Source organism: Rhizobium leguminosarum (assembly GCF_019798305.1).
Classification (GTDB): Bacteria; Pseudomonadota; Alphaproteobacteria; order Rhizobiales; family Rhizobiaceae; genus Rhizobium; species Rhizobium leguminosarum_U.
The window spans coordinates 214,376-240,615 of the sequence record NZ_JAAXDD010000012.1; the positions used below are offsets into that span (position 1 = coordinate 214,376).

General features: G+C 60.8%; 23 protein-coding genes. 9 read left to right on the top strand and 14 right to left on the bottom strand.

The features are described from left to right. Position 1 precedes the first annotated feature (1 nt). The 10 genes from HFO99_RS22240 to HFO99_RS22285 all read right to left on the bottom strand — a co-directional run bounded on the left by HFO99_RS22240 (position 2) and on the right by HFO99_RS22285 (position 10,887). Positions 2-895: a carbohydrate ABC transporter permease gene (locus HFO99_RS22240; protein ID WP_222363608.1), complete on the bottom strand. Its 894-nt coding sequence runs from the start codon at positions 893-895 to the stop codon at positions 2-4. After that, positions 888-1,820, bottom strand: a complete 933-nt coding sequence (locus HFO99_RS22245; protein ID WP_222363609.1) for a carbohydrate ABC transporter permease — start codon at positions 1,818-1,820, stop codon at positions 888-890. The genes HFO99_RS22240 and HFO99_RS22245 overlap by 8 nt, the downstream gene beginning before the upstream one ends. A gap of 73 nt (positions 1,821-1,893) precedes the next feature. Further along, positions 1,894-3,186 carry an ABC transporter substrate-binding protein gene (locus tag HFO99_RS22250; RefSeq protein ID WP_222363698.1) on the bottom strand — a complete coding sequence of 431 codons (1,293 nt, stop codon included), beginning with the start codon at positions 3,184-3,186 and terminating at the stop codon, positions 1,894-1,896. A gap of 46 nt (positions 3,187-3,232) precedes the next feature. After that, entirely contained in the window at positions 3,233-4,243 is a 1,011-nt protein-coding gene (locus tag HFO99_RS22255; RefSeq protein WP_222363610.1) for a LacI family DNA-binding transcriptional regulator, read from the bottom strand. A gap of 170 nt (positions 4,244-4,413) precedes the next feature. Then, positions 4,414-5,163 (bottom strand): ribonuclease activity regulator RraA, encoded by a 750-nt coding sequence (locus HFO99_RS22260; RefSeq protein WP_222363616.1) that lies wholly within the window; start codon positions 5,161-5,163, stop codon positions 4,414-4,416. A gap of 21 nt (positions 5,164-5,184) precedes the next feature. Beyond that, positions 5,185-6,348, bottom strand: coding sequence for a mandelate racemase/muconate lactonizing enzyme family protein (locus tag HFO99_RS22265; protein ID WP_222363618.1), 1,164 nt, complete (start codon positions 6,346-6,348; stop codon positions 5,185-5,187). 31 nt (positions 6,349-6,379) lie between these two features. Continuing rightward, a complete protein-coding gene (locus HFO99_RS22270) occupies positions 6,380-7,477 on the bottom strand; it encodes an ABC transporter ATP-binding protein (RefSeq protein WP_222363619.1) in 1,098 nt (365 codons plus the stop codon). Positions 7,478-7,488: 11 nt separating this feature from the next. Then, the gene (locus HFO99_RS22275; protein ID WP_222363621.1) at positions 7,489-8,379 is read right to left on the bottom strand and encodes a carbohydrate ABC transporter permease; all 891 of its coding nucleotides are present in this window, start codon (positions 8,377-8,379) and stop codon (positions 7,489-7,491) included. Continuing rightward, positions 8,376-9,335 carry a carbohydrate ABC transporter permease gene (locus tag HFO99_RS22280; protein WP_222363700.1) on the bottom strand — a complete coding sequence of 320 codons (960 nt, stop codon included), beginning with the start codon at positions 9,333-9,335 and terminating at the stop codon, positions 8,376-8,378. Before HFO99_RS22280 ends, HFO99_RS22275 begins: the two co-directional genes overlap by 4 nt. 73 nt (positions 9,336-9,408) lie before the next feature. Continuing rightward, complete coding sequence (locus HFO99_RS22285; RefSeq protein ID WP_222363623.1) at positions 9,409-10,887, bottom strand: ABC transporter substrate-binding protein; 1,479 nt, start codon at positions 10,885-10,887, stop codon at positions 9,409-9,411. A 207-nt stretch (positions 10,888-11,094) separates the two neighbouring features. Between HFO99_RS22285 and HFO99_RS22290 the strand changes: the two genes are divergently transcribed. The 4 genes from HFO99_RS22290 to HFO99_RS22305 all read left to right on the top strand — a co-directional run bounded on the left by HFO99_RS22290 (position 11,095) and on the right by HFO99_RS22305 (position 15,670). After that, positions 11,095-11,805 carry a GntR family transcriptional regulator gene (locus tag HFO99_RS22290; RefSeq protein WP_222363625.1) on the top strand — a complete coding sequence of 237 codons (711 nt, stop codon included), beginning with the start codon at positions 11,095-11,097 and terminating at the stop codon, positions 11,803-11,805. Between the two features lie 53 nt (positions 11,806-11,858). Next, positions 11,859-13,025, top strand: coding sequence for a mandelate racemase/muconate lactonizing enzyme family protein (locus tag HFO99_RS22295; protein ID WP_222363627.1), 1,167 nt, complete (start codon positions 11,859-11,861; stop codon positions 13,023-13,025). 67 nt (positions 13,026-13,092) lie between these two features. Then, positions 13,093-14,454, top strand: a complete 1,362-nt coding sequence (locus HFO99_RS22300; protein WP_222363629.1) for a mandelate racemase/muconate lactonizing enzyme family protein — start codon at positions 13,093-13,095, stop codon at positions 14,452-14,454. Positions 14,455-14,470: 16 nt separating this feature from the next. Next, positions 14,471-15,670, top strand: a complete 1,200-nt coding sequence (locus HFO99_RS22305) for a mandelate racemase/muconate lactonizing enzyme family protein (RefSeq protein WP_222363631.1) — start codon at positions 14,471-14,473, stop codon at positions 15,668-15,670. Between the two features lie 154 nt (positions 15,671-15,824). On the opposite strand, the gene putA is transcribed toward HFO99_RS22305, so the two are convergent. After that, on the bottom strand, positions 15,825-19,532 hold the full coding sequence (gene putA / locus HFO99_RS22310) for a trifunctional transcriptional regulator/proline dehydrogenase/L-glutamate gamma-semialdehyde dehydrogenase (protein ID WP_222363633.1): 3,708 nt from the start codon (positions 19,530-19,532) through the stop codon (positions 15,825-15,827). A 27-nt stretch (positions 19,533-19,559) separates the two neighbouring features. Further along, positions 19,560-19,766: a hypothetical protein gene (locus HFO99_RS22315; RefSeq protein WP_222363635.1), complete on the bottom strand. Its 207-nt coding sequence runs from the start codon at positions 19,764-19,766 to the stop codon at positions 19,560-19,562. A gap of 172 nt (positions 19,767-19,938) precedes the next feature. On the opposite strand from HFO99_RS22315, the gene HFO99_RS22320 reads away from it, so the two are divergent. Further along, positions 19,939-20,433, top strand: coding sequence for an Lrp/AsnC family transcriptional regulator (locus tag HFO99_RS22320; protein WP_222363637.1), 495 nt, complete (start codon positions 19,939-19,941; stop codon positions 20,431-20,433). A gap of 233 nt (positions 20,434-20,666) precedes the next feature. Here HFO99_RS22320 and HFO99_RS22325 read toward each other — a convergent pair whose 3' ends face one another. Then, a complete protein-coding gene (locus HFO99_RS22325) occupies positions 20,667-21,563 on the bottom strand; it encodes a LysR family transcriptional regulator (RefSeq protein WP_222363639.1) in 897 nt (298 codons plus the stop codon). 95 nt (positions 21,564-21,658) lie between these two features. Between HFO99_RS22325 and HFO99_RS22330 the strand changes: the two genes are divergently transcribed. From HFO99_RS22330 to HFO99_RS22340, 3 genes are read left to right on the top strand one after another with little or no spacing between them, the layout of a single operon-like run. Next, a complete protein-coding gene (locus HFO99_RS22330; protein WP_222363641.1) occupies positions 21,659-22,846 on the top strand; it encodes an MFS transporter in 1,188 nt (395 codons plus the stop codon). A gap of 31 nt (positions 22,847-22,877) precedes the next feature. Continuing rightward, the gene (locus HFO99_RS22335; RefSeq protein ID WP_222363642.1) at positions 22,878-23,624 is read left to right on the top strand and encodes an SDR family oxidoreductase; all 747 of its coding nucleotides are present in this window, start codon (positions 22,878-22,880) and stop codon (positions 23,622-23,624) included. A gap of 13 nt (positions 23,625-23,637) precedes the next feature. Next, complete coding sequence (locus HFO99_RS22340) at positions 23,638-24,108, top strand: cyclophilin-like fold protein (RefSeq protein ID WP_222363645.1); 471 nt, start codon at positions 23,638-23,640, stop codon at positions 24,106-24,108. Between the two features lie 134 nt (positions 24,109-24,242). Here HFO99_RS22340 and HFO99_RS22345 read toward each other — a convergent pair whose 3' ends face one another. Then, a complete protein-coding gene (locus HFO99_RS22345) occupies positions 24,243-25,139 on the bottom strand; it encodes a LysR family transcriptional regulator (protein ID WP_168255784.1) in 897 nt (298 codons plus the stop codon). A gap of 128 nt (positions 25,140-25,267) precedes the next feature. Here HFO99_RS22345 and HFO99_RS22350 point away from each other — a divergent pair, with 128 nt between their 5' ends. After that, complete coding sequence (locus HFO99_RS22350) at positions 25,268-26,125, top strand: NmrA family NAD(P)-binding protein (protein ID WP_222363647.1); 858 nt, start codon at positions 25,268-25,270, stop codon at positions 26,123-26,125. Positions 26,126-26,240: the final 115 nt, after the last annotated feature.

The following is a 26,240-nucleotide window of genomic DNA, read 5'->3' on the forward strand; positions in this document are numbered from 1 at the left end:
ATCAACCTTTCACGGCGGAGCCGACGAATGAACTGACGAACCAGCGCTGGAAAGCCAGATAGAGAATGAGGACGGGGATCATCATCAGCACCGAGGCGGCCATGGCGCGGTCCCAGTAGATGCTGTCCTGTCCGAAGAAGGTGGCGATGGCGACCGCAATCGGCCGAGCGTAGTCGGTCTGGGTGACCAGCGTCGGCCAGAGATACTGGTTCCAGCTTTCGATGCCCATGAGGATCGAGACCGTGGCGAGCGCCGGCAGGCTGAGCGGCATGTAGATCGACCGGTAGATGCGGAAGGCCGATGCGCCATCCATTTCCGCCGCTTCATAGAGTTCCTTCGGCAGCTGCGCGAAGAACTGGTAGAAGAGGAAAACATAAAGCGGGCTTGCCACCCAGGGCAGGATCTGCACCGCGAAGGTATCCGTCAGCCCCGCCCGCGACATCATGACGACGAGCGGCATGATGATGCTTTCCTGCGGAATGACATAGAGCGCGACGACCAGCGCCAAGAGCGCCGCCTTGCCGCGCAGCGAGCCCCAGGCGAGAACGAAGCCCGCCATGGAATTGACGACCAGTCCGGAGACGACAGTGGCGACGAGGATCACCAACGAATTGAAGAGATATCGGCCATAGGCCAGTTCGCCGGAGAAATGGGCGACCTCCTTGTAGTTCGACAGCGTCGGGTCGCTGACCCAGAAGGCGCGGAAGCTGCCCATGTCAGCGAGGATGCGGAAGCGGTCGTCCTTCAGGCTGGCGATCAGCAGCATGAACAGCGGCGAGATCATCACCAGCGCGATGACCAGGATGCAGAGGCTCTGCACGATGCGCAGGCTTCTCGTGCCGTTGCCCCTTGCGATTGCCAGCGGAACGGGCTGGCTCAAAGCGAGATCAGACATCGAAGCGCCTCAGGAGTTTGCGCTGCAGGAGCGCGATCAGAAGAACGATGACGAAGAGGATGACGGAAACGGCCGATGCGTAGCCGAGTTTCTGCTCCTCGAAGCCGGCGCGCACCATGTAGTGGACAACGGTTTCGGTGCTTTCGTTCGGGCCGCCCTGGGTGAGGATCGCCACCTGCGTATAAAGCTTGAAGGCCTGGATGGTCGTGATGACCAGCACGAAGACATGGGTCGGGCGAAGGCCGGGCATAGTGACATGCCAGAAGCGGCGCAGCGCGCTTGCCCCGTCGATGCGGGCGGCATCGTATAGTTCTTCGGGAATGCCCTGCAGGCCGGCGAGATAGATGATCATCTGAAAGCCATAGGCCTGCCAGGCTGAAAGCAACACGATGGAGAACATCGCCCAGTTGGGGTCGCCGAGCCAGTCGATCGGCTGAATCGTACCGCCGGAAAGGAAACCGACGATCTGGTTGAGCGGGCCGCTCGGATACTGGAAAAGCGTGCCCCAGATGACGCAGACCACCACCATGGAGGTGATCGCCGGCAGGAAGAACAGGCCGCGCAGCAGGTTTTGCATCGGCAGCTTCTGATGCAAGAGTAGCGCGGTCAGGAAGGCGAGGCCGCACTGCAGCGGCAGCACCCAGACGGTGAAGCGCGTGACGTTCCACAGCGAGGTCCAGAACAGCGGATCGGTGAAGACGCGCTCGAAATTCAGGAGGCCGACGAAGCGCACCGGCGTCGGGCGCGGCACGAGCGGCTGGTTGGTCATCGCCGTCCAGAAGGACAAGAGGAACGGCGTGATCAGGAATATAGCCATAAGCAGAAAGGCAGGCGCGATCATCGCCATTTCCTGCCAGAGCCGCCGCTTGTCGCGGCGTTTCGCCGGACGCCGCAAAGCGGGGGTGGAGGTCTGTTGCAAAGTCATTGTTTCCTCCTCATCGGTCATCCTTCCCGAGATGGACAGGGCCGGCAGGACGAGCCGGCCCCGTCAAAACCCCTTACTGCTGCTCGTCGAAGGGCGGGTAGCCGGCGTTGTCCTCGATATCCTCGTCGATCTTCTTGGCAGCGGCCGTCAGCGCTTCCTGCGCGTCACCACCATTGAAGATCTTGTCGACGGCCTGCATGAAGGCCGAGGTGATCGTCGGATAGGCCGGGTGCGGCGGACGGGCGATCGCGGTCTTGGAAGCCTGCTCAAAGGCGATGGCGAGCGGACCGCCTTCCGCATAGAGCGGCGATGCGGCGGCGAAGCTCTTCAAGCCCGGATAGGCGGACTGGGTCTTGGCGTACTCCCGGTACTCCTTGTCCTTCAGCAGGAAGCTCAGGAACTTGCCGGCAATCGCAGGGTTTTCCGAGGTCGCGGAAATGCCCCAGATCCAGGTTCCGTTCGGGCTCACGCCCTTGTCGCCGATCTTCGGCAGCGGCATGACGACGATATTGTCCTTCATCGCTGCCGATGCCTCCGCGTAGAACCAGTGGCCGCCCATGGCGAGCGCGGCCGGCTGTCCCTCGGCGTAGAACTGGTTGGTGCCCGACGAAGTCGGTACGACCCAGCCCTTCTTCACCCAATCCTGCATCATCGTCAGCGCCTTGACGCAGGACTCGCCATCGAGCGTGCCGCTGGCCTTCCAAGTCTTGCGGTCGATCAGGTCGCAGCCGGCGCTTTCGAGCAGGGGGCCGTAGGCATAGGTGATCCACTCGGTCTTGATGCCGTAACCCCGGAAGGTGTCGATCGGCCACTTCACGCCTTCAAGCTTGGAAAGCTTTTCGAGATAGCCTTCGAATTCCTCGCGGGTCCAGGCATCGTCGACCGATTTCGGAATGCGGGCGCCAATGGCTTCAAGGTATTTCTTGTTGCCGTAGAGCACGACCGAGGAGTCGGTGAGGCCGATCGCATAGAGATCCTTGTCGATCGGATAGGTGCCCTGGGCAATATTCGAATCCGTCATGTCATCGAGCAGGTTCTTGTCAATCAGCGGCTTGACGGGTTGCAGATAGCCGGACCAGACATAATTGGCGAGGAACGGAGCATCGAGTTCCATGATATCGGGCAGCTGCTTGGCCATGACGGCGGCGCTGAACTTTTCGTTATAGGCATCGTGCGGCGCGTAGATCATCTCGATGTCGACATCGGGATTGGCGGCCTCGAAGCGGGCGGCAACATCGCCATAGGCCTTCACCCAGCCGGGATCGCCCTGGTGCATGACGTGGATGACGGTCTTCGCCTCGGCGAAACCGGCGGTCGCGACCAGCGCGGCGGACGCTAGGAGCGCGTAAAGTAAACGATTACCCATTGAAGTGCTCATTGATATTCTCCTCCTGTTAGACACTATTCGATGTTCAGACGGATGCCCGTTCGACCAGATGGAACGGCAGTTTCCGCAGATGCGGCGGTTCGGGCTGCTCGGCCAGGAGGATCTCCATGGCAAGGCGGCCCATGGCGCGGTGCGGCAGGGCCATCGTCGTCAACGGCGGGTCCAGCCGCGAGGCAAGCTCGACCTGGTTGTCGAAGCTGGCCACCGCGATATCATCCGGAATGCGAAGGCCGGCGCGGGCGAGCGCCGCATAGACTTCCATCGCTACGCGGTCATTGCCGCACAGGATGGCATCCGGCCGTTGACCGGATTTCAGAAGCGCCTCCACATGAGAGGCAACAAGGCTTGGCGCGCGGTCGCTGTAAACGCTGCGGCGCACCGCCGGGAACACGCCGACGGGGTCGATGCCCCCCTCCTCAAGCGCCGCACGAAACCCCACCTCGCGCAGCGTGCCAGCGAGAATGCCCGGCAGGTTGATAAAGGCGATGCGCCGGCGGCCGGCGATGAGCAGATAATGCACGATCTCCCGCGCGCCGCCCTCTTCGTCCGGCACCAGCGCGGTGACGCGGCCGGCAGCCTCGCGGCAGTTGATCATGACGCCGACGGCGCCCGCCAACCTGTCCGACAGGGCGACATGCTTGTGGTACATGGCGGCATAAGCAACGGCGCGCGGCCGGAACTGCTGCACCTCGTCGAGCACCGAGCCGATAGACTGGCCGCTTCTGTGGTTGACCGCAAAGACCGCCATGCCGGCGCTGCGGGCCGCCCCGTCGAGGCCACGCACGATCTCGGTGGCGAAGGGCGAAGTGATGAGGCCGTCGGAGACGACGCCGACCAGCGGCAGCCAGCCCTGACGCACGCCACGCGCCGCCAGGTTGGTGACGTAGCCGAATTCTTCCGCAATGGCCTTGATCTTCTGGCGCGTATCGTCCGACATGCGGGCGGAGCCGCCGTGCAATGCGCCGGAAACCGTCTTTACCGAGACGCCCGCACGTTCCGCGATGTCAGAAAGCGAGACTGCCACGATCTTCACCATCCTCCTTGGGTTATCGATTACCCAATAGTGGCAGAGGACGCGTTTTGTCAAGCGGATATTACGCGCACTGCTCGACGTTCCGCTGGCAATTGAGGGAGAACGCCAGCCTTTCTCGACGCGGTGCGCAAGTCGATGCGGCAGGTCGCCGCCCGCCTCCGGTAATCGAAAGGCTAACTTCGGTTCTCCAAGCGGTTTGTTTTGCGCCACTCTTCGTACTCTCCGCGGGCATCGTCATGCAGCGGATAGTAGCGCTGCAACGGCCCGCCCTCCATAAGCTTCACTCGCGAGAACTCCTCCCAATCGTGATGCTTTTGCGATTCTTCGATTACCTTCGAGGCCATTGCGACTGGAAGCACCACCACCCCGTCGTCGTCGGCGACGATGATGTCGCCTGGGATGACCGTGACACCGCCGCAGGCAATCGGAACGTTGACGGCATTGGGATAGATGCTGGTCTGCACATGGTAGTTGGGAGTCCAGCCGCGCAGCCATAGGGGGAGATCTAGCTTCTCGACATTGGGCCGATCGCGCATGCACCCGTCGATTACGATGCCAGCGCCGCCTCTGCCTTTGAAATACGTCGACATCATATCGCCAAAGACGCCCGAGCTCATGTCGCCGCGCGCGTCGACCACGACCACATCGCCCTCCTGCGCGTGATAGAGCACGTGCCGGTGCAACTGCGTCTCCGGATCGGCATATTCTCCCTCGGTGAAGAGGTCCGGCCGCTGCGGCATGAACTGGAGCGTCAGCGCCGGACCGACGATCGACTTCCCGCGGTTCTGCGGCACGGGACCGACCATGTGCGGATTGCGGAAGCCCATGTGGCCAAGCGTGCCGGCAACCGTCGCGGCGCCGATTTCCTTCAGTGCGTCGATCAGGTCTTTGGGCGGTCGCGTAATGTCGGGAGTATGGGTCATTTTAGACTCCGGTGGATGAAACTACCAGTTTGTAACAGAACCGTCGCGGCGCTTCAGGTGAGGCGCTTCCCAGAAACGAAAGCTCTCCGCCTTGACCGCCTCTTCGTTGACCTCGACGCCGAGCCCCGGCAGATCGCTGACCGGATAGTCGGGGCCGTCGAGCCGTGGTTGCACGGGGAAGAAGTCGGAATTATCAAAGCCCAGCTTTGCTTCGGGCGCCCTGGTCTCGAGCCAAGCGAAATTCGGTACCGCGGCGGCAAGATGGATGGTCGCGGCCGTGCAGACTGGGCCAAGGGGATTATGCGGCATCAGGTCCACATAGTGCGCCTCGCTCCAGCCAGCCACCTTCATCGCTTCGGTTAGCCCGCCAACATTGCAAACATCGAGCCGGTTGAACTGATGGATGCCGCGCTCGATGTAGGGCAGGAACTGCCACTTGCTGGCAAATTCCTCGCCGATGGCGAACGGGATGTCGGTCATCGTGCGCAGGGATTCGTAGGCCTCCGGTGTCTCGTCTCGTATCGGCTCCTCGAGGAAATCAAGCACGCCACGGCCGAGCTTGTTGCAGAAGCTCGCCGCCTCTGCCACCGACAGCCGATGGTGATAGTCGATGCCGAGGACGACGTCGTCGCCCAACGCCTCGCGCGCCTTGTTCAGCATGCTTGCGGTAGCGCCGATCGATTCGCGCGGCTCAAAGATGTCCTTGCTGTTTTGCCCGATGGGAAAGAAGCGGATCGCTTGCCATCCTTGTGCGCGTAGTTCGCGGGCTCGTTCGATGGCAACATCGCCTTCGGCCTCGTCACCGGTCGAGGCGAAGGTAGGAATGCGGTCGCGCTGCTTGCCGCCCAGCAGGTCGTAGGCCGGCACCCCCAGCGCCTTGCCCTTGATGTCATGAAGGGCAATGTCGATAGCGGAAATCGCCGCCTGCAGAACGCGCCCGCCTTCGAAGTATTGGCTGCGATAAACTTCTTGCCAGATCCGACCAATCTGCATCGGGTCGCGGCCGATGAGAAACTCGCGATAGTGCTCGATTGCGCCGAGCACGGCCTTCTCGCGACCGCTCAAACCGCTCTCGCCCCATCCGAAGATGCCGTTGTCGGTCTCGACCTTGACCAGCATCTGGTTGCGGGTTCCTACCCATACTGGATAGGGCTTGATAGCGGTGATTTTAAGCTTCGTAGTCATCCACACCCTCGTTCCAGACGCATCGGCTGTCTCAGTCGGCCTTGAGGGCCATTTCTGTTTCGCCGTCGAACAGATGCATCCGCTCCTGGTCGAACTCGAGCCAAATCGGCTCGTCCGGCGCAACGGCAATGGTCGGCGGCACGCTGACATTGACGATGGCGCCAGACAGGAACGCCTGTACGAAGGTGACGTCTCCGGTCGGCTCGACCGTGTAGGCCTTGGCAGGAAGGCTTCCTGGCACCGCACTCTTGTGCAGTTTGATCGTCGAGTGACGTGCGCCGAGCACGACTTTCCTGGTGGTTGCCCTAGCGACCTTCTGGGCGTTGTGTGACGAGAGCTCGAGGCGCCAGCCCTCTGCGCTGGTCAACACGGTATTGCCGCTTGCCGTTGATGCCTCCAGCGGAACAAGGCTCATCGCCGGGCTGCCGACGAAGCTGGCGACGAATATGTTCACCGGATTGGCAAAGACCTGCGCCGGTGAATCGTATTGCTGCAGGTAGCCGCCGTTCATCACCGCCATCCTGTCGGCCATGGTCACCGCTTCGAGCTGGTCGTGCGTCACATAGATGATCGTCGCCTTGAGGTCCTGGTGGAAGCGCTTGATCTCTGAGCGCATCTGTACGCGCAGCTTCGCGTCGAGGTTGGAGAGTGGTTCATCCATCAGGAATACCGCCGGATCTCGAACGAGGGCGCGGCCGAGCGCCACGCGCTGCTGTTGTCCTCCCGAAAGTTCGCGCGGCTTGCGCTCGAGCAGCTGCGTCATGTCGAGCACTCGCGCTGCTTCCCTGACCTTCTTGTCGATCTCGTCACTTGGCAGTTTGCGCATCTGCAGCGGGAACGCTAGATTTTTATAGACCGATTTTTGCGGATAAAGCGCGTAGTTCTGGAACACCATTGCGATGTCGCGGTCCTTGGGGTCGAGGTCGTTGACCACCCGGTCGCCGATGACGATGTCGCCCGATGTGATGGGGATCAGCCCCGCTACAAGATTGAGCGTGGTCGTCTTGCCACAGCCTGAAGGGCCTACGAGCGCAACGAATTCGCCGTCGTTGACCGTCAGCGAAACACTGTTGACAGCTTTGAAGCTGCCATAGGTCTTGACCAGATCTTTGAGGACCACGTGGGCCACCGGCAACTCCCCTAGTGCTTGACTGCGCCTTCCGTAAGCGCCCGTACGAAGTATCGTTGCAGGACGAGGAACAGGACCACGACGGGCACGCTCATCATAAAGCTGGCCGCCATAAGGCCCGGAAAGTCCGTCGTATTTTCCGAGAAGAAGCGCTGGATGCCGACCGGCAGCGTCAACTGGTCGTTCTTGGAGAGGAAGGTGTAGGCGTAGATGTACTCGTTCCACGCGCCGATGAAGGCATAGATTGCCGTGGCGATGATTCCTGGCGCCGAGAGCGGCATCACGATCAGGACAAAGGCTTGGAACCGCGTCGCTCCGTCGATGCGTGCCGCCTGCTCGAGCTGCACCGGGATGTTGTCGTAGAAGCCCTTGAGGAGCCAGATTGCCAGCGGCAGGCCGAATGTGAGGTAGGTGAGGATGAGCGACGCATGCGTGTTCACCAGCCCGATCGCGCGCATCAGGATGAAGAGCGGCACGAGAAAGATCACGGCCGGGAACATGTTGCGAAGCAAGACGGCGAAGAACAGAAAGTTTCGGCCCGGGAAGGTGAAGCGCGAAAACGCGTAGGCCGCAGGAACTGCCACGATGACCGAAAGGATGGTCGTGGCGGTGGAGACGAAAAGGCTGTTCCAGAAGAAGCGGAGGAAGTCCTGGCCGACGCTGTTTTGCGGATCGAGCAGCTTCTGGTAGCTGGCAAGAGTGGGTTGGTCAGGCCACCATTGCGGCGGGAATTGCATGGCCGCGAAGCCGGACTTGATCGAGGTGATCAGCATCCAGATCATCGGCAACGCGGTGTAAAGCAGCATGAACACGAGGAAGATGCGTCCGCCCCACCGCCATCCGTCGACGCGCATACGGCGACGGGCCTTGCCTCGAGAAACAGTCTCGGCAATCGTGCTCATGCGCTCCCATCCTTCCGCTCGTTGCCGCTTAGCGCACGGACGTAGAAGTAACCGAGCGACATCAGGATCAGGAACAGCAGCACCGAATAAGCCGATGCCACCCCCCAGCGCTGGCGGCCGAAGGCGAGCTCATAGATGTGGGTAATCCAGATATGCGATGCGTTCGACGGCCCGCCGCCGGTCATGATCCAAGGGATGATGAAAGAATTGAAGTTCGCCACTGCCAGCAGAAGGATCGTCACCGTCGAGACATTTCTCAAGTGCGGGAAGGTGACGTGCCAGAACCGCTGCCATGCATTGGCTCCGTCGACTTTTGCGGCGCGCAGCAACTGGTCCGGGACTGTCTGCAGGCCAGCCATCATCATGATCATGGCAAACGGAAACTCCCGCCAGATATTGACGACGATCAGGGAAGGCAGCACAGTGCTGACACTGTCGATGAAATTCGGCGGCCTGTCGGCCAATCCGAGGCCGACCAGCACCGCGCCGATAATCCCAAAGTCCGAATGGTAGATCCACTTCCAGATATAGGACGCGGCGACCGCGCTGATGACCCAGGGAATGATCAGGACGGCGCGCAGGATGCCACGGCCGACAAAGTCGCGATGGAGCGCGAGCGCGCTGCCAAACCCCAGGACAAATGAGATGAAAGTGGATCCCAGTGTCCAGATAAGAGTGTTCGAGGTCACCTTCCAGAACACCGGACTTGTGAGGATGGCGGTGTAATTGCCGAGGCCGATGAAAGTCTTGTCCCGGAGCTGCAGGCCCGGCGGCGTATTGAAGAACGACAGCTCGATCGTATAATAGATCGGATAGGCTATGACGATGAGCATCACGGCGATCGCAGGAAGCACGTACGCGTAGTCAGCGCGATGCTCCCAAATCTTTCGCAGCACGCTGGACCCCTCGGGTTGCAGTCTTCGGCGAGCCTCGGCCTTGCCAGTCAAGATCGTCACTGTGCCCTGCCCTTGTTCTTGGGAACAAACCGGCTGCAATTGAGGCGCAGCCGGTCAGATCGTCGGGCTTGGACTAGAGTCCGCCGTCCATCAGGTCTTTCACCTTCTTGGCTGCGTCGTCCGCTGCTTGGTCGACGGTCATGGCTCCGGTCAGGGCATTCTGCAGCATGTCCGGGATGATGATGTTCATGATCTCGGGGGACTGTGGCAGCGCAGGGAACGGGATACCGTATGGCAGCATCGAAGTCGTGACATCAAGGAACTTGATGTTGTCCAGACGTTCCTTCATCCATTTGGTCTTGAAGCCGTTAAGGTTTCCCGGGTTCGAGCCGGCATAGGCCATCTTCAGCGACCATTCAGGGCTCGTCCACATGCAGATGATAGCCTTTGCGGCCGGCTCGTCTACCTTGCCGCCCTCGACATATTCGGGCTTCAGGATGTGAATGTTGGAGCCGCCAAACACGACGGCACGCTTGCCGTCGGGGCCGGTCGGGATCAGACCGTAGCGCATGTTGTCGATGACGGTCTGCGCCTTGTCCTTGTCGGTACCCGTCGCCTTCTTCTGCAGGTCGAGCATGACGTTGTAGTCGGACGGGTGCGAGATCATCATGCCGAGCTGGCCAGCGAGGAAGAGGGGCTGGTTGTCGGCCTGCTGATTGGTGAGCGCCGAAACCGGAACCGACTTGTCGCGAACATACATATCGTAGGAGGCTTGCAATGCCGCCTTGCTCTGCGGGCTATTAAGCTCGACCTGCTTATAGGTCGGGCTCGCGGTGGCTTCGTCGAAGACGCCGCCGCCATAGGCCCACAGCTGCGGCATGAAACGGTACGGCGTATTGCCGGCATTCTTGCGAGCCACGAGGCCGTAACCGGCAATGCCGAGCTTGTCGTGGATCTGCTTGGAATCCTTGACGACGTCGTCCCAGGTTGCCGGAGCCTTGTCCGGATTGAGGCCTGCACGTTTGAAGATGTCGGCGTTCCAGATGAACGCCATCGTCTCGTTGTTGGTTGGAATTCCGTAGGTCACATCCTCCCAGGTCACGGCCTTCATTGCGCCGGGCCAGAAGTCCTCGGTCGAATATCCTACATCCTCGGGCTTGAGCGGCTGCAAATAGCCCTTTGAGGCGAACTCGGTGCCGCCCAGGATTTGCAGGCGGACCGCCATGGGCGCTGCATTGCCAAGGAGCGCGGTCCGGAACTTGTCCAGCAGGTCGTTATAGGTGAGGGCTTGTTCCTCAAGCTGGATGTTTGGATAGGTTTTGCGGAAGGTCTCGAAGAACTCCTTGTAATACTGGCGCAGGAGATCGGGGTCGCCCTCGAAGACGCCCTGATACCAGAATGTCAGTCGCCCCTTGTAGTCGAGGGGCGTGACCTTGGCGCAATCGGCCGCCGTGTCAAAATCCTCTGTGCCGGCAATGGAGCGCACATATTGCGGCGACCACTTGCTCAAGTCGACCGGCGCACCCAGCGCGGACGCGGACATCAACGATACCATCAAAGCAGTGGAGACAGTGCCGCGCAGTAGCGCACCACCGAGTGAAATCCTCGTCATAAGTTATCCTCCAGGTTCTCCCATGCCGCTCTGCGTCGAGGCGAGCGGTCTTTGCTCCCCGGCCGCGGGACTTTCCACCCAATGTATCCCTTCGACCTAATCATACGTTTTCAGATTGAAGATTGTCTGTCAATCAAAGAAATCGTACATTGTTTATAGGAGCCTCGCGTGATATCCGAACAATATGTGTATTGATTGGGGACCGTCTTGGCCGGAACAAACGATTTTAAAGCAAAGCCACCCGAAGGGATCGACGCAATCGGGGCCTCCAGCGAGGGCGCCTCGCTTTATCAACTGATCAGGGATGACATCATCGAAGGGCGGCTCGCTGCCAACGAGCGGCTTGTGGTCACCGATCTGGCCCGGCGCCACGGCACCTCAACCAACCCCGTGCGCGAGGCTCTGCAACTGTTGCGCGGAGAAGGCTTTGTCACCCTCGTTCCCAACCGCGGAGCGCGCGTGCGGCCCATAGATCAGGATTTTGTTCGGGACATCTATGAGATCGGAGTCTTGATCGAGCCGGCACTGACGCGATGGTTCGTGAATATGGCCACCGTCGAGGACATTGCCGAACTCGAACGCATCCAAGGCCTGATTGAAGACAACAACTTCGCCGACACGTTCAGGCACAGCGAGCTGGACACCGCCTTTCACACCGTAATGTACCAAAAGCACTACAACCGCCATGCCGCCGAGCTTTGGTGGAAGCATCGCGAGGTGCTTCGAGCCGTGAGCCGGCGTTTCAACTTCACGCTCGCCCGGCGGGCCGCGATCCTTAGCGAGCATCGCGAGCTCATCGCGCATGTAAAAGCGGGAAATGCGAACGAGGCAGCTGAACTCATTGCACGCCATGTCGAGGGCTCCGGCCGGCACATCCTCGAACACATGCGCGCGCGCAACGCCGCTCGGGCAGGATAGAATACATAGCCTGGAATATCGTTATCCCGACCATTTCAATAAAGGCAGTTGAGATGAAAATCACCAGCGTTCGGCCGTGGCTAATCAGATCCGATGCTTCTTATTGGGGAGAGTTTCTGTTCGTCGAAGTGATGACCGACGACGGGGTGAGCGGCTGGGGAGAGATCACCACCACGACGAGGCTCGCCAATCGCGCCCTCTGCACGATCCTGCGGCAGATCGGTGCCGCTTTGACAGGCGAGGACCCGGCGCGTATCGAGTATCTGTGGCACAAGATATTCCGCAGCTTCACCTACATGGGCAGTCGCGGCGCCGCAGTCGAATGTGTAAGCGCCATTGACATAGCCCTTTGGGACATCCGAGGCAAAGTCTTGGGCAAGCCAATTTACGAGCTGTTGGGCGGACCGGTCCGCGATGAAATTGCGCTCTACACCCATCCCAACCAGGCCAAATTTACCAGCAAGGAGGCTGTGGTCCGGGAAATTCGAGACATCGTCGAGTCCGGCCACACTGCGCTCAAGTTCGATCCTTTCCCCCAGCAGGGGCGCACCGCCGATGGACAGCCTCGTGAACAGCGGGACGGCTACCTCGACGGCAGCATGACCCGCAAGGATGAGCGCGAAGCCGCCGAACTCACGGCTCTGATCCGCGAAACGGCGGGCTCTGATGTCGACATCCTCATCGATGCGCATGGCCGGTTCGACGTTCCCACCGCCATTCGCCTCTGTCGGAGCCTCGAGGAAGCCGGTCAGATCGACTGGTTCGAGGAGCCTTGTCCACCTGAGAGCCTCAACGCTCTCAGGCAGGTGCGCGAAAAGGTCAGCGCCGCTATCTCGTGGGGCGAGCGCGGCCACACGAAGTGGGATTTTGTGCCGGTGCTCGAAAACAGGCTCGCTGATTACATCATGCCTGATGTCACCTGGACCGGCGGCATTACCGAACTAAAGAAGATTTCTGCCCTATGCGAAGCCTACTACATCCCGGTCTCGCCACATGACGCCGCTGGACCGATCAACGTGGTTGCGGGAGCGCAGGTGATGATGACCGTTCCCAATTTCTACAAACTTGAAACGTCAGAGTGGAACCTGGGCAAATACGATCACCTCATCGACAGACCACTCGATGTTTCGAACGGCAGCCTCAAGCTTGCGCCCAAGCCTGGTCTCGGCATCGAAATGAACCGCGACTACCTTCAAAATCACGAGATTGAACTGGCCTAGCCAACAATCTACGCCGCCCCCAGCGTGCGCAGCGGCGAACCCCGCCGATCAGAATGAGGATTAAATCATGCTAGAGGCAGATGGAGCCGACGAGGCGCTTAATCGAGTGAACACGCATTCCAGGCCGTCCGACCTTCGCATCACTGACATGCGGGTCGCCGAAATTATCGGCGCGCCGTTCACCTCAGTACTGCTTAAGATTTACACCAATCAGGGTATCGTCGGGCTTGGCGAGGTGCGCGACGGCGCCAGCGCCACCTACGCGCTGATGCTGAAGAGCCGGTTGCTTGGCGAGAACCCTTGCAACATCGACCGCCTGTTTCGCCGGATCAAGCAGTTCGGCGGGCACGGCCGGCAAGGCGGCGGCGTATCGGCGGTTGAAATCGCGTTGTGGGATCTTGCCGGCAAGGCCTACGGCGTCCCCATCTACCAGATGCTCGGCGGTCGGTTTCGGGACAAAGTGCGCGTCTACTGCGACACCGATGCCACCGTGCCGAGCGGTACGGCGACTGGCAGGCGCCTCAAGCAGCGCATGGAGCTCGGCTTCACCTTCCTCAAGATGGATTTGGGATTGATGCAGATCGCGGATGTACCCGGTGCGGTCGTGTTTCCCGCCGGCTCACTAGAAGGATACCGAAACGGTCCCAGTCGCGGGCCGATGAAGACTATTGAAGAGCGGCGCGTCCGCAACGCTGCGTACGATTTGCATAATGTCCCGCACCCGTTTACCGGCCTCCACTTTTCCGACAAGGGCCTCGACTTCCTTGAGCAATACATTGCCGAGGTTCGTGAGGTCATCGGCATGGATATTCCGCTCGCCATCGACCACATCGGCCACATCTCAGTGCAGAACGGTATTCGCCTTGCCAGGCGAATTGAAAAATACGTGCCAGCCTGGCTCGAGGATGTGATCCCATGGCAGTACACTGAGCAGTACCGACAACTGCAGGACGCCACTACGGTGCCGATCTGCACCGGCGAGGACATATACCTCAAGGAGGGCTTCGAGCCTCTGCTCAAGAGCGGCGGCCTCTCCATTATCCACCCGGACCTGCTCACCAGCGGCGGCATCCTCGAGACCAAAAAGATCGGCGACATAGCGCAGGACCATGGTGTCGCCATGGCCATCCACATGGCAGAAAGTCCAATCGCCGCCATGGCCGCGGCACATGTCGCGACCGCGACTGAAAACTTCATGGCGCTCGAATACCACTCTGTCGATGTCGACTGGTGGGACGATATCGTCACCGGCCTTCCCAAGCCGCTGGTGAAGGACGGCTTTATCACTGTTCCGGACAAGCCGGGCCTGGGGATTGACGACGTCGTCGACGAGGTGATCTCGCAGCATCTGCAGCCGGGCGTCACCGGCATTTGGCAGCCGACGGATCGCTGGGACGATGAGTATTCCTGGGATCGCACCTGGAGCTGAGGCAAAAGAACCGAAGATGAAGATCACCGACCTCCGCTGTGCCCTTATCGGCCAACACCCGATCGTCCGCATCGTGACGGACGACGGCCTCTATGGCCTGGGTGAAGTCGAATTCACCAAGTCCTACCTCAAGCCCTTTGTGCTGCATTTCCGCGAGGCGCTGATCGGCGAGGACCCGACCGACGTCGAGAGAGTGATGCTGAAGATCCGCCAACGCGGCTCTTTCAAGCCGTACGGCGCGGCGGTGAGCGTTATTGAGCATGCACTGTGGGATATTGCCGGCAAGGCCGCGGGCGTGCCCGTCTATAAACTGCTCGGCGGCAAGGTGCGCGACAAGGTGCGCGTCTACAACGGCTCGATCCGCCAGAAACGCACGGGCGACCGGCCGGAGGACTACGCCGCCGACGTCAAATGGATGATGGAGCAGCCGCAGAACTTCTTCATGGTCAAGCAAGGAATCTCGTTCCACTCCAAGATGAAGGACACCATCGAGGACTTCCACTACGGCGTGACGCAGAAGAAGGCCGGCTATCACGGTGCCATGGATCAGGGCGCAATCAGCGAGCGCGGTTTCAATCACATGCTCGACTGCGTGATCGCGATGAAGGAAGTGCTCGGCGATAAGGTCAGCCTGGCGCTCGACTGCGGGCCGGGCTGGATGCTGCCCGATGCGATCAGGTTCGCTCGCGCGGTCGAGAAGTACAATTTGATGTGGCTCGAGGACATGCTGACTGGCGACTACGTGCCGTGGGTCAATCCGCAGGCCTATCGAGAACTGACAACCTCCACCTCGACGCCGATCCACACCGGTGAGCAGATCTACCTGCGACATAATTTCAAGGAACTGATCGAGACGCAGGCGGTACGCGTCATCGGCCCCGATCCAGCCGATATTGGCGGTATTGCCGAGCTCAAATGGGTCGCCGAACACGCCTACATGCACTCGATCCTGATGGCACCGCACGGCACCGCCAACGGCTTGTTGGGGCTCGGCGCGTTGATCAATGTCTGCGCCACCTTGCCGGCAAATTACATCGCGTTCGAATACCCGAGCGCCACCGACCCCTGGTGGGAGGACCTCGTCGTCGGCTTGCCGCCGCAGATCGTGAAGGACAGCATGGTGGACCTGCTGGAAGCGCCGGGGCTGGGCCTCGATATCGACGCCGAGGCGGCCAGGAGATATCTCAGGGAAGAGGATGCGGGCTTCTTCGACTAAACCTCCCTCCACCTGCATGACGTGAATCGTCTACGCAAATAACTGGAATGACACGCTTCGCGTCATGCAGCGCTAAGAAGCCCTCTTCTCGTCTGAGTTTGATCGGCGATATATGCCGACGATGACCATATTTTCAACGCCCTCGTCCTTTTACTCAGCCGATGGCCATGAGGCTTGCATTGCCCCCGGCAGCCGCGGTGTTGATCGACGTCGACACTTCCTCCAGCAGCCAATTGAGGCAATAGGCTTCGGGATCGCTCGCCAATTCCTCGCTCGTCGCGGCCTGGACCAGCAGAAGCGGACCAGGCAGGTGAGCAATCTTCTGATTGACGGCCAGAACCCTGTCGCGATCCCCTTCGACGAGCGCGCCGGAAAACGGACCGTCCTTCTCCCAATCCGAGGTCCAGTAAATCCGGCCGGCGACAGCCGCCGGAAGATCCGCCAGAACGGATTTCGATAGGGAGCCGGCGTCCACGACGATGTGGTTGCCGGTCGATAGGGCTGCGGCGATCTGGCGATGAAGCCCGCCTTCCGTCTGCGGCACGACGAGAATACGGCCGCGGGGATGGAGCGCGTAGAGATTGAGCTCCCCGACCGGACCGGTGAGTTCACGTTCGAGACCGAGCGCCGAGCGGCTCGCATATCCACGCGCCGCTTCCCCCTCGCCCGATAAACCCTTCTTGTCGAGCCAGGCGATGTAGTCACGAAGGGCAAGGTCCGTATGAACGGAATCCTGCTGCGGCGGCACGGGCGCACGTTGCACCAGCCGGCCGATATAGAGCGGGCCGCCGGCCTTCGGTCCCGTTCCCGACAGGCCGCGGCCGCCGAACGGCTGCACGCCGACGACGGCGCCGATGATGTTCCGGTTGACATAGAGGTTTCCAGCCTTGATGCGGCTGGTCACATGCGCGATCGTTTCGTCAAGCCGGGTGTGGAGCCCGAATGTCAGACCATAACCCGATGCGTTGATGTCGTCGATCAGTCGGTCGAGCCCGTTTCGCTTGAAGCGGACGACATGCAGAACCGGTCCGAAGATCTCCCTCGTCAGGTCCGACAGGGACTTGATTTCGATGATCGTCGGCGGAACGAAGGTCCCCGCCGCCGCACTTTCGGGCAGCGGCAGCTGATCCACCTTGCGGCCTAAGCCGCGCATATGCTCGATATGCTGGTCGATCTCCGTCTTTGCGCTGTCATTGATGACAGGGCCGACATCGATGCTCAGCCGGTCGGTACGGCCGATCGTCAGCTCGCGGAAGGCGCCCTTCAGCATATTGAGGGTCCTCTCAGCGACATCGTCCTGAAGGCAGAGAACCCTGAGCGCCGAGCAGCGCTGACCGGCGCTATCGAAGGCAGAGGCAATGACGTCGGCCACCACCTGCTCGGCCAATGCCGAGGAGTCGACGATCATGCCGTTCTGCCCGCCGGTTTCGGCAATCAGCGGAATCGGCTTGCCGGTCGCCGACAGCCGTTCGGCCAGCTGCGCCTGAATCAGGCGGGCAACTTCGGTCGACCCGGTAAACATGACGCCTGCCGTCTCCTCCGCCCCGACCATGCCGGCGCCGAGGCGGCCGCTGCCGGGCACGAACTGCAAGGCACCGACCGGCACACCCGCCTCGTGAAGGATCTTCACACTCTCCGAAGCGATGATCGGCGTGACGCCGGCCGGTTTCGCAAGCACGGGATTGCCGGCGACCAAGGCTGCGGCGACCTGCCCGGTGAAAATCGCCAGCGGGAAATTCCATGGGCTGATGCAGACGATCGGGCCGAGCGGCGGATGCGAGGGGCCGAGCGTCTTGCGCGCCTGCTCGGCATAATAGCGCAGGAAGTCGATGGCCTCACGCACCTCGCCGACGGCATTGGCCGCAGACTTTCCGGCCTCGCGCATGACGATGCCCATCAGCACCTTGATGCGGGCCTGCATGATGTCGGCCGCCCGTTCCAGGCAGGCGGCACGCTCGGCCGGCGGCACGGCGGCCCATTGCGGCGCGTGCTGTGCAGCCATCCGGACGATGCGCGCTGCCTCCTCGACCTTCACTTCGGTCACCGTGCCGACGACATCCCGGTGATCGGCGGGATTGAGAACATCGCGGGTCACCCCATCCGTAGAGCCGTCGGCAAGGATGGGAAGTGCGTGCCACGGCGCAGCAGCCGTAGAAGTGAGCGCCTTAGCCAAATCCAGAAGGGTGGCCTCGTTTGAGAGATCGAGACCATCGGAATTGGCCCGGGCGTTGCCGTAGAGCGCCTTCGGCGAGGCGATCTGCACGTGGGGCGCGCCAACGATAGGCATGGCCGCCACGATTTCGGCGGGATCCGCGATCAGGGCCTCGACCGAGACATTCGGATCGGAGATGCGGTGCACGAAGGAGGAATTGGCGCCATTTTCGAGAAGACGTCGAACCAGATAGGCGAGCAGCGTCTCATGCGTTCCCACAGGCGCATAGATGCGGCAGGGCCGGTCGAGTTTTTCCTTTCCGACGACCTCGTCGTAGAGCGGTTCGCCCATGCCGTGCAGGCATTGGAACTCGTATTTGCCGACGGTGAAATCAGCACCCGCCAGACGATAGATCGTGGCGAGCGTCTGCGCATTATGGGTGGCAAATTGCGGGAAGACCGCATCCGGAGCATCGAGCAGCTTGCGCGCGCAGGCGACATAGGCGACATCGGTGTAGATCTTGCGGGTATAGACCGGATAGTCGTCGAGACCGTCGAGCTGGGCGCGCTTGATCTCCGCATCCCAGTAAGCGCCCTTGACGAGACGGACCATGACCCGGCGCTCGGAGCGGCGGGCGAGATCGATGATATGGTCGAGGACGAAGGGGCAGCGCTTGCCATAGGCCTGCACAACGAAGCCCAGCCCGTCCCATCCGGCAAGATCAGGGGCAAAGCAAAGCTCCTCGAGGAGATCGAGTGAAAGCTCCAGCCGATCGGCCTCCTCGGCGTCGATATTGAGGCCGATATCATAGGTCTTGGCGAGAACGGCCAGCGCCTTGACCTTCGGCAGCAGCTCGCTCATCACCCGGCCGGCCTGCGACCTCACGTAGCGCGGATGCAGGGCCGAAAGTTTGATCGAAATGCCCGGGCCGTCATAGATGCCGCGCCCGTCCGACGCCTTGCCGATGGCGTGGATCGCCTTTTCGTAATCGCGGTAATAACGCTCGGCATCGGCGCCCGTCGTGGCCGCCTCGCCCAGCATGTCGTAGGAATAACGGAAGCCGCGCGCTTCCAGCGGCCGGGCGCGCTTCAGCGCCTCTGCGATCGTTTCACCGGTGACGAACTGCTCGCCCATCATGCGCATCGCCATATCGACGCCGCGACGGATGACCGGTTCGCCGGCGCGCGCAATCAGCCGCGTCAGCGCTGCCGACAGGCTTCGGTCGTTGACCGTCGAGGTGAGTTTGCCGGTAACGACGAGCCCCCAGGTTGCGGCATTGACGAACATGGATTTACCGCCGCCGATGTGGGAGGTCCAGTTGCCCTCGGCGATCTTGTCGCGGATCAGCGCGTCCCGGGTTTCGGTATCGGGAATGCGCAGCAGCGCTTCGGCGAGGCACATGAGCGCCACGCCTTCCTGGCTGGAGAGCGAATATTCCTGCACCAGCCCTTCGACACCGGTCCCTTTATGCTTGGCGCGCAATGCTTCGATCAGGCTGCGAGCCGTGCTGCGAATGTCATAGCGTTTGGCCTCGGAGACGCGCGCTGCCGCAACGAGCGGCGGCAGGCATTCGGTTTCCGGCCGGCGATAGGCAGCCGTAATGGCCTGGCGAAGTTCGGATTGCGGTCGGATCGGTGGGGCAAAGCCGGAAAACGGCGCGCCATCGGCGGGGTCTTTGGATGGAGTAGTGTCGATCGCTGCGTTCAACATGAAGGTCCCTATCAGTCGATATCTAGTTTAACGGATGAATGAGACGCCGGGTTCATCGTCCCAATCAGCGCCGTCCGAGGCGGCCGGGCCGGAATCTTCCGTCTCGCGAAGCGGACGCGCATCCGGCTTGTTGCGCTTGAGGGTGAGCGCCGCTGCAACCGCTCTTATCGCCACCGGTCGGTAGTGAGCGAGCAGGTCGGGCTTTTGATCGTCATCCGGTTCTTCCTTGCGCATGCATGACCCCATTTTGCGTCCGGCGCCGATGCGATCCTGACGATCCGTCAAGCGCCTGCGCCTTCCATCCCATTGCCGATGATAAACTATCACAGATCGCGGATCGCGATCTCACTTGATTTTTGCAGATTTTAGCCTGTATGAACTTATTAAAGCAGTCTTGAAAGTTCAAATGGCTAGCGAACCCGACATCTTTAGTGAATTGGACCAATTCGACAGAAAGATCCTCGCCGCACTCGCCGAGGACGGTAGGCTGTCGATTACCGATCTGGCGGCGCGTGTCGGATTGTCGAAGACGCCGTGCCAGATCCGCTTCAAAAGGTTGATCAGCGAAGGATATATCGAAGGCTTCAAGGCCGTCCTCAATCAGTCGAAAATGCAGCTCGACCATATTGCTTTCGTCGAGGTGAAGCTTTCCGATACCCGCGAGGACGCGCTGAAAAGCTTCAACGATGCCATCAAGAAGATCAGTGAAGTCGAAGAGTGCCATATGATCGCCGGCAGGTTCGACTATCTCCTGAAGATCCGCACGCGCGATATCGGCCGCTACCGCCGCGTCCTCGGTGAGCGCATCTCGACACTGCCCCACGTTGCCAGCACATCGACGAATGTCGCAATGGAAACGGTCAAGGAAGGCTGGGACAAGTCCGGTTCGAGTTTTTCGTGAACTTGTTGTCGGCGATCGGCCCAAAGCAGCTGCGCACACCTTTCGACATCATGCTCTCGCTTGCCGACCGCGTGCGTTCGGTTTCACCGGCACGCTTTTGCCGTACTATATCCACCACGCCGGCGGCGCAATCATCGACAGCGCCCAGTAACAGGCCTCGGCAACTGTCGATGAGCAAGGGGCGCAGTCTGTTGACCCCGTTGTCCGGCAGAGCCTCTCGACGTGAGTGTTGGTTACCGATGCCGGTAGCGAAAGGCTTCGACGAAGGCGGAGAAAGCCGGGGATGAATGGCGCCGGCTGGGGTAATAGAGATGATAGCCTTGGAATGTTGGCGCCCAATCCGCCAGAACTTCGTTCAGTTGACCGCTGTCACAATATTGCCGGACGAGGTCCCTCGGCACATAAGACAGCCCCGCGCCATCGAGAGAGGCATTGATCGCCGGCCCTATGTTGCTCATCACGAGCTGGCCTTCCACACGGACGCTGAACTCGCGACCATCCTTTTCAAACTCCCAGGCATAGAGAGCGCCTGACGTCGGAAGACGCAGGTTGACGCAATTGTGGTCCGTCAAGTCATGCGGGGTCGAAGGCACAGCGCGGGCCGCAAAATATTCCGGTGATCCGACCACGGCGTAAGAGATATCGGGCCCGATGCGAACGGCCACCATGTCGCGCGCAATCGCTTCGCCGAGCCGCACGCCGGCATCGAATTGGCGCTCCACGATATTTGTGAAGCCGTTGTCTACGATGAGTTCCACGGTGATATCGGGGTAATCCCGTAAAAATGCCGGCAGCCTCGAACGGAAGACCAGCTCCACGGCATCATCGGGACATACGAGGCGGACTGTGCCCGAAGGCTTGTCGCGCAGCGCGCCGAGGGCACTGATCCCGGCGGCGATGCTCTCGAAATGCGGCTGGATAGTTTCCACGAGGCGCGTACCGGCCGCCGTCGGGGCGACGTCGCGTGTCGTGCGGGAGAGAAGCCGGACGCCGAGCCGGGCTTCGAGCGCGCTGATCGTATGGCTCAACGCCGAGCGCGTGACTCCCAATTTTGATGCAGCGCGCGTGAAACTTCGCTCCTGAGCCACCTCCAGAAACGCACGCATTTCCGTAAACTCGTCGCGCCGCATTGTTGAATCTCCTTCATCACGACGTTCAGATTATGGCTTCTAGTCGCGCAAAACCAGTCCAGCTATCTATTCTGCCAACGGACAGGAGAACATGAATGACCGTCGAGTTGACATTGAATGAGACCTCACTGACGGACGACGCGGCGACCTCATGGTCTGCTGTGACCTGTCTCTCGCTTCTGACTTTCCTGCTGGTGGGGTTGGAATTTCTGCCTGTGAGCCTTCTGACCCCGATCGCCAGGGACCTCTCGGTGTCAGAGGGGCAGGCCGGATTGGCAATCACCGTGTCGGGAGTCTTTGCGGTTATCACCAGCCTTCTCGGCAACGCATTCCTGGCGAAGATCGACCGGAAGTCTGTCGTCTTGCTCTATACGGCGGTTCTTGTTGCATCGAGCTTGGCGGTTGCCCTCGCACCCAACTTCCTTGTCTTTCTCGTCGGGCGGTCCCTGATCGGCGTTTCGATCGGCGGCTTCTGGTCGCTGTCGACGGCTCTTCTGGCGCGCCTGGCCTCGGACCATGACCTGCCCAAGACCATTGCGCTTCTGCAAGGTGGCACCGCATTCGCCCTCGTCCTTGCCGCACCGCTCGGTAGTTTCCTTGGCGGATTGATCGGATGGCGGGGAACATTCTTGATCACGGTGCCGATCGCAATTGCAGCGCTTGTCTGGCAACTGGTGGTCCTGCCGAGGATGCCGGCGACATCAACCGTCTCGGTGGCCAGAATGTTCGGGCTGCTGCGCAATCGCACATTCGCGATTGGAATGGCGGCGACCGCTCTCGCCTTCATCGGCCAGAACGCACTGTCCATTTATCTTCGTCCGTTCCTCGAAGGCGTCACGGGCCTCGAATTGAATGTTCTGTCCATGGTGCTTCTCGGCCTTGGCGTCGGTGGACTGGCTGGAACCTCCGTCATTGGCTTTGTCGCCCGGCGCCACCTCCGCCTCGTTCTCGTAGGCATGCCGGGTGCTCTTGCGCTCCTTGCCCTGCTGCTGATCGCTCTCGGGCCGTTCGCGGCGGTTACGGCATCCCTGCTCGTCATGTGGGGATTTTTCTCAACCCCGATTCCGGCTGCCTGGAACACCTGGATGGCCGCCATTGTCCCCGGTGAGTTGGAAGCGGCAGGTGGACTGCAGGTGGCTTTGATCCAGCTCGCCATTGCCGGCGGCGCTTTCGCTGGCGGCATGCTGTTCGACACCGCGGGATGGTGGAGCACCTTCCTTCTGGCCGCCTGCTTTCTCGCCGGTTCGGCTGTCCTCGCCGCGCTCGCCGGTCGCCGTTCCTGAACCTTCAGAAATCCCAAAACAGGAGATCATCATGTCTCGAGGAATCGAAAACAAAGTGGTCGTCATCACCGGGGCAAGCAGCGGGCTTGGCGAAGCCACCGCGCGTCACCTTGCCGAGCGCGGCGCTTCCGTCGTCCTCGGCGCACGGCGTAGCGACCGCATCGCTGCGCTGGCCGAGGAGCTGGCCGCCAAGGGCTATAAGGCCAAGGCGCTCCAAACCGACGTCACGGACCAACTTCAGGTCAAGACGCTCGTCGACACGGCCGTCAACGCGTTCGGCCGCATCGACGTGATGCTGAACAATGCCGGGCTGATGCCACTTGCGCCGCTCGAACGGCTCAAAGTTGACGAGTGGGATCGCATGATCGACGTGAACATCAACGGGGTGCTCTATGGCATCGCAGCAGCGCTTCCCCACATGAAAGCCCAGAAGTCGGGGCACATCATCAACGTGTCTTCCGTCTACGGCCATGTGGTCGATCCGGGTGCGACCGTCTACTGCGCGACGAAATTTGCCGTGCGCGCCCTCTCGGAAGGGCTGCGGAAGGAAGTGAAGCCATACAACATCCGCACCACGATCATTTCACCCGGCGCAGTGAGTACCGAACTCCTCGAACACATAAGCGAAAAGGACATCCAGGCGGGCACCAAGGAGTTCGTCAGTAAAATCGCGATCGGCGCGGACACGTTCGCCCGAACGGTCGCCTTCGCGGTGAACGAGCCGGACGATGTCGACATCAACGAAATCCTGTTCCGGCCGACGGCTCAACCTGTCTGACGCGAGGCGCGCTATGTCGATGACATCCAAGTTCATGAGCCGTCGCGCGGTGCTGGGCGGAACCTTGGCCGCCGCCGCTCTCACTCTTGTGGCGCACGGGCAGGACGAGCACAACTCGACGGGTCACGGGGCGACAGACCTCAGGATCAGGATTGGCTTCAACAATCTGATCCTGACCGCGACACTCTTCGACAATCCGACAGCGCGCGATCTCATTTCCATGCTGCCCTTGAACCTCAAGATCGAAGACTACGGCAGGAACGAAAAGATCGTCCATCTGCCGCGCAAGCTGACCGAAGAAGGCAGCGGTGCTTTCGGAAACGAGCAGCCGGGCGACCTTTGCTACTTCAAACCATGGGGTAACCTGGCTCTGTTCCATGCGGATTACCGCTGGGACGGGCTGATCCGGCTCGGCCGCTTCGACAATGGCTTCGCGCCGTTGCTGGTGCGCGGCGAGTATCCGGTCCGCATAGAACGCATCTGACACGGTGCTTTATGGCCGGAGATGTGAACGCCTTCCTCCCAAGCATGAAAGAACCCAACAGACGATAAACTTCCGGAAACTAGAAAGCCGCGGCCGGCTCAAGCCAGCAGAGGCGCTCGACGGGGTGCCTCCGTCTATTCGATGATCTCGACGCAGAAATCTATAAAGGCCCTGACCTTAGCCGGAACATGCTGACGCGAGGGATAGAAGGCGTAGAGCGGGAATGTCTCGTCCGACCAGTCGGGAAAGAGGTTCACGAGCTGCCCATTGTTCAGATAATCCGCCATCCCGAGTGTGAAGACTTGCGCGATGCCGATCCCCGCAAGGCAGGTCGCCAAGGTCGTGCCGGCATCGTTGACTAAAATGCGGCTGCGGGTCTCGATCGAGACGACCTCGTCACCCGACCGAAGCTCCCATTCGAAAGGCCTTGCGGTCAGCGGATCCTGGAACTGGATACAGGTATGCTCGCTCAAATCCTGTGGACGGCTCGGCCAACCATGCCGCTCGATATAAGCGGGAGCCGCAATCGTGATCACGGGCGTCTGCATCAACAGGCGCGAAATAAGCGACCTCTGTGCAGGCTCGCCAAAGCGCACCGCGACGTCCATGCCATCAGCAACAAGATCACCGATCTCGTTGCGGGTGAAGATCTCGATCTGAATATCTGGGTAACGATCGAGGAAGGCGCCGAGCCGCGGGCCGAGCACAAGGCGTGAAAAATATGGGTCGACATTGACTCGCAGTCGCCCACGCACCGCCTGTCTGGCGCCAACAGCAGTCTGCGCAGCCTCTTCGATGCCGCTCAAGAGTGGGGCCACCTGTTCGTAGAATCGCGCGCCGTCATCGGTCAGCCGCATCGTGCGTGTTGTCCGATCGAGCAGCCGCAGACCGATCCGCCCCTCCAGCCGCGAAATGGCGCGGCTGACACCCGACGCCGATAATCCCATTAGCTCCGCTGCCCGCGCAAAGCTTCCGCTCTCGATAACGGCGGCCAATACGCTCACGCCATTCAATAATCGTCCGTCAAACATCGCGTATCCGTGATTTTTAGTCACCAATTATGTGACAGAAGCGCGCTTCAGTCAAAGGCTTCCGAAGGACATGATCGGCATAACAAACCGCCAACCTGCTGGCGGCGGAGCAGCAAAGGAGTCTAGCCATGTTTGTGATCACCGGAGTAAGTGGCCAAGTCGGAGGCATCGTCGCCGCGCGTCTGCTGGAGGCGGGGGTGCCGATACGCGCCGTCGCGCGCAATGCGGAGAAAGCAGCAGAATGGAAGGACAAAGGCGCGGACCTAGCCTTGGCCGAGATGACCGACGCCGATGCGCTCACCAAGGCTTTCGCCGGCGCCGACGGCGTCTTTCTGCTGATCCCGCCCACCTTCGATCCGACCCCCGGCTTTACGGAAGTGCGCGCGGTCATTGCGGCGCTGGAGACCGCGCTTCTTTCTGCTGATCCCGCCAAGGTCGTTTGCCTCTCGACCATCGGCGCGCAGGCCAGAGAACCTAACCTCTTGAGCCAGCTCGGTCTCGTTGAACAGAAGTTATCTGCCTTGCCAATGCCGATCGCCTTTCTGCGTGCCGGCTGGTTTATGGAAAACACGGCTTGGGATATCGCGCCGGCGCGCGAGACATGTGTCCTCTCAAGTTTCCTCCAGCCGCTCGATCAGCCCTATCCGAGGGTTTCTGTCTTCGACGTCGGAGCCAAGGCGGCAGAATTGCTGCAGCACGACTGGGTGGGCAAGCAGGTCATCGAGTTGACGGGGCCAGAGGGCGTCACGCCCAACGAAATCGCCGCTGTCCTCTCGTCCATCCTCGGAAAACCCGTCCGGGCAGAGCCGGTCGCCCGCGACACCTGGGAGCAGATTTTCACCGACCAAGGCATGCAAAACCCCCTCCCGCGGATGCGCATGATCGATGGTTTCAACGAAGGCTGGATCCGGTTCGACGGCGACCCGGTGAAGGGCACGACCACGCTGGACACAGCCATAAGCCGCCTGATTAGCGCCGGCCGATAAACAGCTTAAAGGCCGTGGAGGAGAGCAGCCACGACCTTTCTCATGCAGCCTCTGATAGGGTCGACCCAGGATTTGAACTGAGGAATTGCTCCGAAGACTACCGGAACGGACGGCA

Coding starts and splice junctions, on each gene's coding strand:
- HFO99_RS22320 (WP_222363637.1), top strand. CDS start 19,939: ATGGCTAGCGAACCCGACATCTTTAGTGAATTGGACCAATTCGACAGA.
- HFO99_RS22250 (WP_222363698.1), bottom strand. CDS start 3,186: ATGGGTAATCGTTTACTTTACGCGCTCCTAGCGTCCGCCGCGCTGGTC.
- HFO99_RS22335 (WP_222363642.1), top strand. CDS start 22,878: ATGTCTCGAGGAATCGAAAACAAAGTGGTCGTCATCACCGGGGCAAGC.
- HFO99_RS22330 (WP_222363641.1), top strand. CDS start 21,659: ATGACCGTCGAGTTGACATTGAATGAGACCTCACTGACGGACGACGCG.
- HFO99_RS22345 (WP_168255784.1), bottom strand. CDS start 25,139: ATGTTTGACGGACGATTATTGAATGGCGTGAGCGTATTGGCCGCCGTT.
- HFO99_RS22315 (WP_222363635.1), bottom strand. CDS start 19,766: ATGCGCAAGGAAGAACCGGATGACGATCAAAAGCCCGACCTGCTCGCT.
- HFO99_RS22300 (WP_222363629.1), top strand. CDS start 13,093: ATGCTAGAGGCAGATGGAGCCGACGAGGCGCTTAATCGAGTGAACACG.
- HFO99_RS22340 (WP_222363645.1), top strand. CDS start 23,638: ATGTCGATGACATCCAAGTTCATGAGCCGTCGCGCGGTGCTGGGCGGA.
- HFO99_RS22350 (WP_222363647.1), top strand. CDS start 25,268: ATGTTTGTGATCACCGGAGTAAGTGGCCAAGTCGGAGGCATCGTCGCC.
- HFO99_RS22240 (WP_222363608.1), bottom strand. CDS start 895: ATGTCTGATCTCGCTTTGAGCCAGCCCGTTCCGCTGGCAATCGCAAGG.
- HFO99_RS22295 (WP_222363627.1), top strand. CDS start 11,859: ATGAAAATCACCAGCGTTCGGCCGTGGCTAATCAGATCCGATGCTTCT.
- putA (WP_222363633.1), bottom strand. CDS start 19,532: ATGTTGAACGCAGCGATCGACACTACTCCATCCAAAGACCCCGCCGAT.
- HFO99_RS22255 (WP_222363610.1), bottom strand. CDS start 4,243: ATGGTGAAGATCGTGGCAGTCTCGCTTTCTGACATCGCGGAACGTGCG.
- HFO99_RS22305 (WP_222363631.1), top strand. CDS start 14,471: ATGAAGATCACCGACCTCCGCTGTGCCCTTATCGGCCAACACCCGATC.
- HFO99_RS22285 (WP_222363623.1), bottom strand. CDS start 10,887: ATGACGAGGATTTCACTCGGTGGTGCGCTACTGCGCGGCACTGTCTCC.
- HFO99_RS22265 (WP_222363618.1), bottom strand. CDS start 6,348: ATGACTACGAAGCTTAAAATCACCGCTATCAAGCCCTATCCAGTATGG.
- HFO99_RS22275 (WP_222363621.1), bottom strand. CDS start 8,379: ATGAGCACGATTGCCGAGACTGTTTCTCGAGGCAAGGCCCGTCGCCGT.
- HFO99_RS22325 (WP_222363639.1), bottom strand. CDS start 21,563: ATGCGGCGCGACGAGTTTACGGAAATGCGTGCGTTTCTGGAGGTGGCT.
- HFO99_RS22245 (WP_222363609.1), bottom strand. CDS start 1,820: ATGACTTTGCAACAGACCTCCACCCCCGCTTTGCGGCGTCCGGCGAAA.
- HFO99_RS22260 (WP_222363616.1), bottom strand. CDS start 5,163: ATGACCCATACTCCCGACATTACGCGACCGCCCAAAGACCTGATCGAC.